The sequence below is a fragment of the Ideonella azotifigens genome, from assembly GCF_006519715.1.
Taxonomy (GTDB): Bacteria; Pseudomonadota; Gammaproteobacteria; order Burkholderiales; family Burkholderiaceae_C; genus Ideonella; species Ideonella azotifigens.
In genome coordinates, this window is the sequence record NZ_VIDT01000109.1 from 1 (window position 1) to 11,654 (window position 11,654).

General features: G+C 67.3%; 11 protein-coding genes and 2 pseudogenes. 5 read left to right on the top strand and 8 right to left on the bottom strand.

Features of this window, described 5'->3' with window-relative positions; all coding sequences use genetic code 11:
* Both FKP22_RS09615 and FKP22_RS09620 read left to right on the top strand, forming a co-directional pair.
* Positions 1–1,072: gamma-glutamyltransferase (locus FKP22_RS09615; RefSeq protein WP_211361354.1), on the top strand; the 1,072-nt coding region annotated here is incomplete at its 5' end.
* A gap of 115 nt (positions 1,073–1,187) precedes the next feature.
* Positions 1,188–2,519, top strand: a complete 1,332-nt coding sequence (locus FKP22_RS09620; protein ID WP_170200825.1) for a hypothetical protein — start codon at positions 1,188–1,190, stop codon at positions 2,517–2,519.
* Positions 2,520–2,581: 62 nt separating this feature from the next.
* Here the strand turns inward: FKP22_RS09620 and FKP22_RS31900 are convergent.
* From FKP22_RS31900 to FKP22_RS09640, 4 genes and pseudogenes are all read right to left on the bottom strand, one after another.
* A pseudogene (locus FKP22_RS31900) lies at positions 2,582–3,562 on the bottom strand (methyl-accepting chemotaxis protein); the annotation flags it as partial.
* A 129-nt stretch (positions 3,563–3,691) separates the two neighbouring features.
* On the bottom strand, positions 3,692–4,582 hold the full coding sequence (locus tag FKP22_RS09630; protein ID WP_141287278.1) for an ABC transporter permease: 891 nt from the start codon (positions 4,580–4,582) through the stop codon (positions 3,692–3,694).
* Positions 4,583–4,605: 23 nt separating this feature from the next.
* On the bottom strand, positions 4,606–5,415 hold the full coding sequence (locus tag FKP22_RS09635; RefSeq protein ID WP_141287279.1) for an ABC transporter ATP-binding protein: 810 nt from the start codon (positions 5,413–5,415) through the stop codon (positions 4,606–4,608).
* Positions 5,416–5,428: 13 nt separating this feature from the next.
* Complete coding sequence (locus FKP22_RS09640) at positions 5,429–6,436, bottom strand: ABC transporter substrate-binding protein (protein ID WP_141287280.1); 1,008 nt, start codon at positions 6,434–6,436, stop codon at positions 5,429–5,431.
* A gap of 329 nt (positions 6,437–6,765) precedes the next feature.
* Here FKP22_RS09640 and FKP22_RS09645 point away from each other — a divergent pair, with 329 nt between their 5' ends.
* Positions 6,766–7,440, top strand: a complete 675-nt coding sequence (locus FKP22_RS09645; RefSeq protein ID WP_141287281.1) for a response regulator transcription factor — start codon at positions 6,766–6,768, stop codon at positions 7,438–7,440.
* A complete protein-coding gene (locus tag FKP22_RS09650) occupies positions 7,430–8,851 on the top strand; it encodes a sensor histidine kinase (RefSeq protein ID WP_141287282.1) in 1,422 nt (473 codons plus the stop codon). The genes FKP22_RS09645 and FKP22_RS09650 overlap by 11 nt, the downstream gene beginning before the upstream one ends.
* Positions 8,852–8,857: 6 nt before the next feature.
* Here the strand turns inward: FKP22_RS09650 and FKP22_RS09655 are convergent, their stop codons facing one another.
* Positions 8,858–9,811, bottom strand: coding sequence for a quinone oxidoreductase family protein (locus FKP22_RS09655; RefSeq protein WP_141287283.1), 954 nt, complete (start codon positions 9,809–9,811; stop codon positions 8,858–8,860).
* 108 nt (positions 9,812–9,919) lie between these two features.
* Between FKP22_RS09655 and FKP22_RS09660 the strand changes: the two genes are divergently transcribed.
* Positions 9,920–10,387: a MarR family winged helix-turn-helix transcriptional regulator gene (locus FKP22_RS09660; protein ID WP_231011214.1), complete on the top strand. Its 468-nt coding sequence runs from the start codon at positions 9,920–9,922 to the stop codon at positions 10,385–10,387.
* 24 nt (positions 10,388–10,411) lie between these two features.
* Here the strand turns inward: FKP22_RS09660 and FKP22_RS33800 are convergent, their stop codons facing one another.
* From FKP22_RS33800 to FKP22_RS09670, 3 genes and pseudogenes are all read right to left on the bottom strand, one after another.
* Positions 10,412–10,771, bottom strand: coding sequence for an FKBP-type peptidyl-prolyl cis-trans isomerase (locus tag FKP22_RS33800; RefSeq protein ID WP_375140569.1), 360 nt, complete (start codon positions 10,769–10,771; stop codon positions 10,412–10,414).
* Positions 10,769–11,116: pseudogene (locus FKP22_RS33805) on the bottom strand (FKBP-type peptidyl-prolyl cis-trans isomerase); the annotation flags it as partial. The gene FKP22_RS33800 and the pseudogene FKP22_RS33805, both read right to left, overlap by 3 nt.
* Before the next feature lie 93 nt (positions 11,117–11,209).
* A partial coding sequence (locus tag FKP22_RS09670; RefSeq protein ID WP_233446830.1) for a glutamate--tRNA ligase family protein occupies positions 11,210–11,654 on the bottom strand: 445 nt, incomplete at its 5' end.

Below are 11,654 nucleotides of genomic sequence, written 5' to 3' on the forward strand. Positions count from 1 at the left end.
GGTGGCCGCCGACCTGGTGCGCCGTGTGCGCAGCCACCCGAGCAACCCCGGCCGCATCACCGAGGCCGATCTTGCGGCTTACCAGCCCGTCAAGCGCGAAGCCCTCTGCACCGACTGGCGTGCGGTCTGGCGCGTCTGCGGCGTGCCGCCGCCGTCGTCGGGCCACATCGCGATGATGCAGATCCTCGGCCTGCTCGACGAATTGCCGCCTTTGACCGGCAGTGCATTGGGCGCAGACGGCTTGCCGCAGCCGGCCTTCCTGCACCGCTACGCCGAAGCCTCGCGCCTGGCCTTTGCCGACCGCGCCCAGTTCCTCGGCGACCCGGCTTTTGTCGCTGCGCCCTCTGGCGGCTGGCAAAGCCTGCTGGCGCCGGCCTACCTGCGCCAGCGTGCGCTGCTGATCGGTGAACGCGCGGCCACCTCGCCCGTTGCCGCCGGCCGCCCCGGCGATGAACGCGGTGCCTACGCCCCGCAGCCCGAGCAGCCCGAATACGGCACCAGCCACATCAGCATCGTCGATGCGCAGGGCAACGCCGTCTCGTTCACGACCACGGTCGAAGCCAGCTTCGGCACTGGCCTGCTGGCCGACGGCGGCACCGGCCTGCCCGGTGGCTACATCCTGAACAACCAGCTGACCGACTTCTCGTTCCGGCCCACCGACGCGCAAGGCCGGCCGGTGGCGAACCGCGTGCAGCCCGGCAAACGCCCGCGCTCCAGCATGAGCCCCACGCTGGTGTTTGACCGGCGCGATGGCCGCTTGCAGCTCAGCACCGGTGCGGCCGGCGGCGGGGTCATCATCCACTACACCGCCAAGATGCTGCTGGGCATGCTGGCCTGGGACCTGGACCCGCAACAAGCCGCCAACCTGCCGAACTTCGGCAACTTCAACAGCGCCAGCACGCTGCTCGAGGCTGGCCGCTTCCCGTCCGCCACGGTGCAAGCCCTGACCCAGCGCGGCCAGCAGATCCAGCAGGTCGAGCTGACCAGCGGCATCCAGGCCCTGCAGCGCCGCAAGGACGGCTGGCTGGGCGGCGCGGACCCGCGGCGCGAGGGCGAGGTGCGGGGGGATTGATGGCGGGAGTGTGACAAAGTCACGCGGCGTATCCCTTGATCGAAGGAGGCCGGAAAAGACCGTGCCTGAGACAATCGGTCAACTTTTTTGCGACGCCTCCCCGCGTCTCCAGCCCATGCGTTCGATCCCGTTCATGCTCTCCGCCGCAGTGCTTGCCGCTGGCGCCCTGTTTCTGCCGGCCGCCCAGGCGACCGTCGTGGCCGTGCCAGGCGACCAGACCAACCTGAGCAGCAAAGCGGACAAGATGATCTCGTTCCGGCACCAGAAGCATTCCTGGGTAACGGCCGATCAGCAGTTCCAGTTGCTCTACAACACCGGTTCCACCGCCGGTGATGCGCTGCAACTCAGCACCAGTCCTGATGGGGTGACCTGGACCAAGAAGCTCACCTTGGCGAACTCCGACGAAAACAGTTCAGCGGATGGCTCGCTGAATGGCGGGCTGCTCTCTGTCGTCTATTCGACGGCCAACAAAGGCATCAACTTCGCGCCGCTGAAGTACGACCCGTCCACCCAAAGCTGGAAGATCAAGGGTCCGGGCCAGGTCGTGCGAGACGGCAAGGACAAGCTCAAGGGCAAGCCTGCCTACGTGCCTTCGCTGGTGGAAGACCAGAGCGGCAACTTCTGGGTGGTGTTCCTGGAGCAGACCGTCAAGAGCGGACAGTCGAGCGGCCCGGCCGTGCTCCGATTGTATTACCGGGCCAAGGATGCCAGCACCTGGAGCGACACCGGACTCGCCTTCCACCAGGCGGCAGACCGGCCTTACGACGCGCCCAAGCTCAGCGCACGGCTGGTGCGCACGCCGGACAGCATCGGCATGGTCATCGCCGACGGTGCCGACATCTGGTGGGCCCAACGGCCCGCCGACGCGGCCTGGAACGGCAACTGGCAAGCTTCTCAGATGCTGATCCAAGGCACGCCGGACAGCGAGGCCGACGTGGATCCCTACGCCAGCCACTTCAGCACCACGACCGATGACCAGGGCAACATTCACCTGGTCTATGCCGACGCCAAGACTCCGTACTACCGGCGCTTCAACGCGCTGGTCTCGGAAGGTGGACCGGCCTGGAGCCAGAACAGCATTGCCTTTTCCGACACGCCGCTTGACACCGGCTATCCCGAAGTGAGCTACCTGGGCGGCAGCAGCATTGCCGTGGTCTTCAACGCGCATGTCGAAGGCAAGGTCTCCAACTTGCGCGTTTACCAGTCTGCGAGCCGCGGCAGCAGCCTGCAAAGCTTCAAGTGCACGCACCTGCTCACGCACGAGCCTGCACCTGACGGCAACCAGGTGCAGTACCAGCACATGCGCAATGAAATGCCGGCAGTTGCGCCAGCCGCTGGCGTGCCGGTGCTGTTGCAATACCAGGTGCCAAAGAACGGTGCCTGGAACTACAAGGCATTGAACTACAGCTTCCCCGCCAGCACCACGCCAGGCTGTACGGCGCAATAAGGCAGGCTCGATCCGTCAAACAAAAACACCCGGCCCTGGCCGGGTGTTTTGCTTTCAGCCGCTCAGAACTGTGCCCAGTCGCCATCCGCGGTGCGCGGCGCCGCTGCGACGGCTTCGGCCTTCGCAGCGCGCGGTGCCGCAGTTGCAGCCTTTGGCACGCGGGGGCGAATGGCAGCAGTCTTGGCCGGGCGCGGCGCAGGCGCGGCGGCTTTCACGGCCGGTGCTTCGGACGAACGGAACACCGACACCGCCTCCAGCAACTGGCTGGCCTGCAGCTTCAGGCTCTCGGTGGCGGCTGCCGTCTGTTCGACCAAGGCTGCGTTCTGCTGCGTGGCCTGGTCCATCTGCGTGACGGCTTCGCCGACCTGGACTACGCCTGCGCTCTGCTCGCGGCTGGCCGAACTGATCTCGCCGACGATGTCGGTCACCCGCCGGATGGACGTCACGACCTGCGACATGGTGCTTCCGGCGCGATCGACCAGTACCGTGCCGTGGGACACGCGCTCTACGCTGTCGTTGATCAGCTTCTTGATCTGGCGCGCGGCCTCGGCGCTTCGCTGAGCCAGGCTGCGAACCTCGCCCGCCACCACCGCAAAGCCGCGGCCCTGTTCGCCCGCTCTTGCGGCCTCTACCGCGGCATTCAGCGCCAGGATGTTGGTCTGGAAGGCAATGCCGTCGATGACGCCGATGATGTCGGCAATCTTGGCACTGCTGGTGTGGATGCCCTTCATGGTCTCCACCACCTCGGCCACCACCTGGCCGCCATCGCTGGCCACCGAGGAGGCACTCTGGGCCAGCTGGTTGGCCGTCTGTGCGCTGTCGGCGTTCTGTTGCACGGTGGCAGAAAACTGCTCCATCGAGGCCGCCGTCTCTTCCAGCGCTGAAGCCTGGGATTCGGTGCGGCTGGACAGCTCCTGCGCGCCATCGGCGATTTCGCTGGAAGCCTGTGCGACGGCCTGCGCCGAGGTCTGGACCTGCTGGATCATGCCTGCCATCTGGCCGCGCATCACCGAGAGGTGGAACAGCAGGCTGTGCGCGTCGTTGGCGGGCAGTGTGAAGTGCGAGCGCAGGTCGCTTCGGCGTTTGCATGCCTTTGTGGGCATCAACGACAACGGGGCGCCGAAGCGCCCCGTTGGACGGGGCCTGCATGGCCCCAAAGGAATGGTTGGGCGTCAGAACGCAGCCGGCCGCCACTTCAGCAGGCGCTTCTCGGCGCGGCTGAGCAGGAAGTCTGCTGCCAGCGCGACGATGGCCAGCACGATCATCGCGGCGAACACGCCACTGGCGTTGAAGGCGCCCTGGGCGGTGGAGATCAACAGGCCAATGCCTTCCTTGGCGCCAAGGAATTCGCCGACCACTGCACCGACCAGCGCAAAGCCGAAGCTCACGTGCAGGCTGGCGAGGATCCACGACATCGCCGAAGGGATGACCACCGCGGTCGTCAGCTGGCGCGGCGAGGCGCCGAGGATCTGCGCGTTGGCGATCATGTACTTGTCGGCCTCGCGCACGCCCTGGAAGGCATTGCCGAAGACGACGAAGAACACCATCACGACCGCCAGTGCCACCTTGGAGGCCATGCCCAGGCCCAGCGCGATCACGAAGACCGAGCCCAGCACCACACGGGGGATGGAGTTGGCGATCTGGATGTACAGGCTGAAGACGTCCGACAGCAGCTTGTTGCGGCCCAGCAGGATGCCGCAGATCACGCCGGCCACCGAGCCGATCAAAAAGCCCAGCACGGTCTCTTCCAGCGTCACCGCCACCTGGCGCCACAGCGAGCCTTGCGAGGTGCCCTCGGTGCTCCATTCGACCAGCTGGTTCCAGATCAGCGAAGGCTGCGAGTAGAAGAACGGGTCGATCCACTTCAGGCGCGCGGCGAGTTCCCAGCCGCCCAGCGTGACGACCAGCACCGCCAGGCGCAGGCCGATGATCATCAGGCGGCGTCGCTTGATGGCGGCATGGGCGACTTCGGATTCCTTGGCGAGCGCGGCTTCACTGAGCGCGGCGGGCAGGGCGGCAGTGCCGGGCTTGGCGCCGGCAACGGGAGAGGCGAGGGCGGTCATGATGATGTCTCCTGGTGTGCGGCTCAATGGATGTCGACTTCTTCGCGCAGGTCGGCCCAGATGCGCTTGGACAGCTCGATGAAGCGCGGGTCGTAGCGCACCTCGCTCATCACGCGCGGCCGCGGCAGGTCGATCTCATAGACACGCTTCAAGGTGGCCGGCCGGGCCGACAGCACGAACACGCGGTCCGCCAGCGCCACGGCTTCTTCCAGGTCGTGCGTGACGAAGATCACCGAGCCGCCGGTGCTGGACCAGAGCTTGAGCAGTTCGTCCTGCATCAGCGTGCGGGTCTGCATGTCCAGCGCAGAGAAGGGCTCGTCCATCAACAGGATCTCGGGCTTGTTGATGAAGGTCTGGGCCAGCGCCACGCGCTTGCGCATGCCGCCTGAGAGCTGGTGCGGGTAGTGCTTGTCGAAACCGGCCAGGCCCACCTTCTGGATCCAGTGCTGGGCCAGTTCCAGCGCTTCCTTCTTGGCCATGCCGCGGAACAGCGGACCGGCTGCCACGTTCATCAGCACGCTGCGCCACGGGAACACCGCGTCCGCCTGGAACACGAAGCCGATGCGCGGGTCAATGCCGTCCACCGGCTGGCCCATCACCTGCACCTTGCCCACGGTGGGCTTCAGCAGCCCGGTCACCATGTTCAGCGTGGTCGACTTGCCGCAGCCGGTCGGCCCGACGATGGCGATGAATTCGCCGCGCACGACCGACATCGAGAAATTGCGCAGCGCGACGGTGGCGTCGCCGTCCGCGGAAATGAAGCGCAAGGACACATTGTCGAAGTCGATCGCCGGCGCGCCGGGCGCAGCGTTCAATGGCAGGACGGTGCTCATGACAGGTTCCTTCTCACTTCGCCGCCAGGAAGGCGTTGGTGTAGGTCTTGGACAGGTCGATGTTCTTGCCCTTGATGGCCGGCTTGGTCGCGGCCAGCACCTTCAGCACCGTCTCCGGGCCGCCGGCGGGCATCCTGCCGTCGCTGGTGAACATCGGCAGCGAGGCCTTCAGCGCGGAGACATACAGCGCCTTGTCATTGCCGTAGTAGTCCTTGGGCATCTTCTCGGCAATGTCCTCGGCCGAGTGGGTGCTGATGTACTGCATGGTCTTGGCGAAGGCGCGGGCCATCTTGGCGGCCAGGTCCTTGTGCTCGGCGGCCCAGCTGTTCTGCACGTACAGGCTGGCCGCGGGGTACAGGCCGCCCAGCGCGGCGCGAGTGCCTTCTTCGGTGCGCAGGTCCACCATCACCTGCGCGTCGCCGGTCTTCAGCAACTGGGCAATGGTCGGCTCGGTCGTCATGCCGCCCTCGATGCGGTCCTGCTTGATCGCCGCGATGAAGGTGTTGCCCGCGCCCACCGGCAGCAGCGAGTAGTCCTTGCTGGGCACGCCCTTACTCTCGGCCAGGTAGCGGGTCAGGAAGTCGGTGGACGAACCCAGGCCGGTCACGCCCAGCGTCTTGCCCTTGGCATCGGCCATGCTCTTGAAGGTCGGCGCGGCCTTGGTCGAGACCATTTGCGCTTCGCCCGGCACCTTGCACAGCACGGCAATCGCCTGGATCTCCTTGCCCTTGCTCTGCAGGTCGATGGTGTGGTCGTAGAACCCGACCACGCCTTGCACCGCGCCGGCGATCAGCTGGTTCTCGGCGTCCACGCCGGCGGGCTGCGACTGCAGGTCCACCACCAGGCCTTCGTCCTTGAAGTAGCCCAGCACCTCGGTGAGCTTGGCCGGCAGGTAGATGATCTTGTTGATGCCGCCGACCATGACGGTCACGGTGTTGGCATCGGCCGCCTGGGCCGGCACGGTGGCGGCGAGGGCGGTGAACAGGCTGGCGGCGAGCAGGGTGCGGCGGGGAAGGTGCATGCGAGTCTCCTTGGTTTGATGGGTTCACTGTAGGCAGCCGCGTCCTTCGGCCAGCTTTCGGCGAGGGTCGGCAACCCTGCTGGTTTTCCCTAGCCGCACACGCTTCCCGCCGTTCGCCCTGAGCTTGTCGAAGGGTGTCTCGCTTGCCTCCACTTCCAACCGTTCAGGCTGAGCTTGTCGAAGCCCGCCGAGCGGCAGCGCCTGACACAGGCACTTCCTCGCGAGCTGGCCCTTCGACAAGCTCAGGACGAACGGTGAAGGGGTTGGGCCTGTCCCCACGCGAAATGCCTGCGCTCCGTAGAATCGACCGCCTCCCTGAACCCTGTCCCATGAAACTCCTGCTGGTTGAAGACAACGCCGAACTGGCGCACTGGCTCGCCAGCCTGCTGCGCGAGCAGGCCTTTGTCGTGGACCACGTGGACAGTGGCGATGCGGCCGACCTGCAACTGCAGCAACAGCACTACGACGTGGTGCTGCTGGACCTGAACATCCCCGGCCTGCCCGGCAAGGGTGTGCTGCGGCGGCTGCGCGAGCGGCGTGATGCTGTGCCGGTCATCGTGCTCACCGCGACCGCCTCGCTGGACCAGAAGGTGCTGTGCCTGGAGATCGGCGCGGACGACTACATGGTCAAGCCCATCGAGGGCCGCGAGCTGGTGGCGCGCATCAAGGCGCTGGTGCGGCGGCAGATGCCGGGCAAGGCCAACGAGATTGCCTGCGGCGATCTGCTGTACGACCTGCGCACGCGCCAGTTCACGCTGGCCGCCGCCGAGCTAGCGCTGCCGCCGCGCGAGCGCACGCTGCTCGAAACCCTGATGCTCAAGGCCGGCAGCACGGTGGACAAGCAGGCCTTGCTGGACAGCATCTACGGCCTGGACGACGAGCCCAGCCTGGACGCGCTGGAGCTCTACGTGCATCGGCTGCGCAAGAAGCTGGAAACCAGCCAGGCCACCATCATCACGCTGCGCGGCCTGGGCTACCTGCTGCGCACGCGCGATGAGAGCTGAGCGCCTCCTGTCCAGCCTGCGCGCGCGGCTCGCGGTGTGGCTGCTGCTGCCGCTGTCGCTGTTTGTCGCCTTGTGCGGCTGGCTGAACTGGCGCAATGCCGCGGCGCTGGCGGACTACGTGCAGGACCACGACCTGCTGGCCTCGGCCAAGGTGCTGGCCGAGCGGCTGATTTGGGAGGGCGATGCGATCCAGGCCACGGTGCCGCCGTCCGCGCTCAGCCTGTTCCGCTCCGAGGCGCGGGACCGTGTGTTCCTGAGCGTGACCGATTCCGACGGTCGCCTCTTGGCCGGCTCGCCGAACTTCCCGCTGCCGCCGCAGTTGCAGCTGCAGGGCGTGGACCAGGCGCAGTGGTACGACACGCAGTTCGACGGCCTTCCGCTGCGCGCCGTCATCACCCGGCGCGACATGTACGAGGTCGGCGGCGGCCATCCCGTCACGCTCACCGTGAGCAAGACGACCGGCAGCCGCGACCGCATGCTGCGCGCGCTGTTCTGGCCGTCGATGGAGTTCCTGTTGCTGGCCCTTGCGCTGGCCATCGTGCTGGCAACTTTGGCGTTGACCTGGGAACTGCGCCCGGTGCTGCGCCTGCGCGAGCAACTCGCCCAGCGCGACCCGCTGCGGCTGGACTTCGAGGTCGACACCCACGGCCTGCACAGCGAGCTGCGCCCGGTGGCCGACACGCTGAACCGCTTCGTCGCGCAACTGCGCGCCCACAGCGAGGCCCAGCGCCGCTTCATTGCCGATGCCGCGCACCAACTGCGCACGCCGCTGGCGCTGCAGGCCTCGCAGATCGAGTTCGCCCGCTACACCCGCGAGCACCGTAAGAACTGGGACACCCGGCGCGAGGACATGGACACGCTGTGGCGCGAAATGCAGGCCAGCAACCGCCGGCTGATCGCCGTCACCAACAAGCTGCTGCTGCTGGCCCAGGCCGAGCATGCCGACGTGCGCACCCGGCTCGTGCCGCTGGACCTGGGCCAGGCCGCGCAGCACTGCGTGGAGCAACTGGCTGCGCTGGCCGACCGCCGCTACATCGACCTCGGGCTGGACCTGCCCGCAAGCGGCGAGGCGGTGCAGGTCATGGCCGAGCCTGCGCTGCTGGACGCGCTGATCAGCAACCTGCTGGACAACGCATTGCGCTACACCCAGGAGGGCGGCCGCGTGACCGTGGGCCTGCGCACGTTGCCCCAAGGCGGCGCCGAGCTGACGGTGGAAGACAACGGCCCCGGCATCGCGCCCGAGGCCTTGCCCCGCGTCTTCGAGCGCTTCTTCCGCGCGGCGGGCGACACCGAAGGCTCGGGCTTGGGCCTGGCCATCGTGCGCGAGATCACCGATGCGTTCGGGGCAACCGTCGAGCTACAGCCCGCCACACCACAGGGCTTGCGGGCGGTGGTGCGCTGGCCGGCCTGAGCCGGCTCAGGGCCGAAGCACGATGCGCGAGGCGCTGTCCTCGTCCGCCCAAACGCGCCCCACCTCTGCCAGCGGCACCACGTGGGTCGCAATCTCGAAGCCTGCTGCTGGTGCCGCCGCCAGCACGCCCTGAATGGCTTTGAATAGCCGTGGCATCGGCACGCTGCCGATGCCGCTGCCCATCAGTTGCAGCGCGGTGGATCGCAGCGCGGCGGCTGGCAGCGTGATGTCGGCGCCGCTGATCGCGCCGATCTGCACGAAGCGCACCGGCAAGCCATCCGGGCTGGCCTTTGCGGCGGCAACGATCAGCGTCTCGGCACTCGGGCCCCACAGGTAGTCCAGCACGATGTCCACGCCTTGTGCGAACTCGTGCTCGAAGGCCTGCGCCATCGTCTCGCGGTTCTGCGTCAGCGCAATCGTCACGTCCGCACCCAGCCGCCGCAGGTCGTCGAAAGCGCCGGTGTTGCGTGCGGTCGCGATGACCTTTTTCGCCCCCAGGTGCCTGGCCACCTGGATCGCCAGCCGGCCGGAAGCGCCGGTGGCGCCATTGATCCACACCGTTTCGCCGGCGCGCATTTGCGCGCGTTCGACCAGCGCCGCCCAGGACGACATCGCGGGAATGACCATCGCGGCGGCGGTTTCGTCGGCCAGGCCCTCGGGCAAGGGCAACAGTTTTTTTGCGTCGACCAGGCAGTGCTCGGCCATTGCGCCGTACGGATGTTCCGGCATCAGGAAATAGACGCGCTGGCCGTCTTCGGTGACGCCCGAGCCATCCACGCCCGGAATGAGGGGCAGGGCGCCGCTGGCGCTGTAGTGCTTGCCCGAGGCGCGGCCACGGGTCACATGGCTGATGGCCGAAGCCGTGACCCGGATGAGCTGTTTGCCGGGGCTGGCCGCCGGTGTCTCAAAGTCGCCAAAGACCGGGGCCTGGCCCGCTTGCGTCACGATCGCTGCTTTCATATACAACTCCGTTCAGTGCGCGGCGGGCAACATGCCTCTCGCGCTGCTTAGATTTCTGAATGAGTGTATTTTGCACCTATTTGACCGAACCGCTCCTACCCAATGCCCATGAAACGAGAAATGCTGCAGCTTCGCGAGGCCTTGATGGACCTCACCGGCGTGTTGAACCGGCCTCAGCCGGACGCCGCCCTGATCGAGATGGCCGGCATCGACCTGGACCGCGCGCTGTTCCCGCTGCTGGTGCGCATTGAGCGGCGTGGGCCGCTGGGCATCAAGGAACTGGCCGAGCTGTGCGGGCGGGACTACACCACCGTCAGCCGGCAGGTCACGAAGCTGGAGAGCCTGGGCCTGGCGGCCCGGCAGGTGCACGAGCAGGACGCTCGCATCAAGCAGGCAGTCATCACCGAGAAGGGCCGGGTGATGACCACGGCGCTGGACGGCGCGAGGGAGAAGATCATCACCTCGCTGCTCGCCGATTGGGACAAGCAGGAGCTTGCCGATTTGTCCCGCCTGATGCGCAGGCTGGCGGACGACGCGCTGCGCTTTGTGCAGGCGGAGAAGGCGCGGCAGGCCTGAGCGCGCCCAGGCCTGCCGCAGGGCTCAAACGCCCAGCAGTTCGACTTCGAACACCAGCGTGGCGTTCGGCGGGATCACGCCGCCTGCGCCGCGCTTGCCGTAGCCCAGGTGCGGCGGGATGACCAGCACGCGCTTGCCGCCGACCAGCATGCCTTGCACGCCTTCGTCCCAGCCGCGGATCACCATGCCGGCACCCAGGTCGAACTCGAAGGGTTCGTTACGGTCCTTGCTGGAGTCGAACTTGCGGCCGCGGTTGTCGGCGGCGGCGGCGTCGAACAGCCAGCCGGTGTAGTGGACGGTCACGCTGTTGCCTTCGACGGCCTCGGCGCCTTCGCCAATCACAACGTCCGTCTTCTGCAGCGAAGCGCGTTCTGGCGTGGGCAGCAGCTCAACTTCGAAGACCAGTGTCGCGTTCGGCGGGATCACGCCGCCTGCGCCGCGCGGGCCGTAGCCGAGTTCTGGCGGGATGGTCAGGATGCGGGTGCCGCCAACCAGCATACCTTGCACGCCTTCGTCCCAGCCGCGGATCACCATGCCGGCGCCCAGGTCGAACTCGAAGGGCTCGCCACGGTCCTTGCTGGAGTCGAACTTGCGGCCACGGTTGTCGGGTGCTGCCGGGTCGAACAGCCAGCCGGTGTAATGCACCGTCACGCTCTGGCCGGCCTTGGCCGCTTCGCCGCTGCCGGTGGCCAGGTCTTCGTACTGCAGGCCGCTGGGGGTGGTCGTCATGGGGGTTCTCTTTCGTCCCAAAGGGTCGTGAATCAGGGGCAGCATGATGCCACTGACCGATGACATCGCCAGTCCCGGGGGTGCGTGCCGGCTTCAGGGGGCATGCAATGCGCGCCAGGCTGACACCGCCTGCGCCAGCCAGTCGGCCGGCGCGGCGGTGTCGTCGTCGCCTGGCAGTGACGCCAGGCCCAGCGCATCCGCCGCAGTCCGCAGCGCCTTGCGCACGTCGATCGGCTGGTCCAGCTTCAGCGGCTGCGCACCGTTCTGCTTGGACAGCTTCTGCCCGTCCTCTGCCAGCACCAGCGGCGTGTGCAGGTAGCGCGGCGTGGGCAGCCCAAGCGCACGCTGCAGATGGATCTGGCGCGGTGTGTTGTCGGCCAGGTCCTCGCCGCGCACCACGTCGCTGACCTGCTGGGCCGCGTCGTCCACCACCACGGCGAGCTGGTAGGCCCAAAGGCCGTCGGCGCGCTTGAGCACGAAGTCGCCCACCTCGGCGCACAGGTCCTGTGCCTGCGCACCCAGGCGGCGGTCGTGCCAA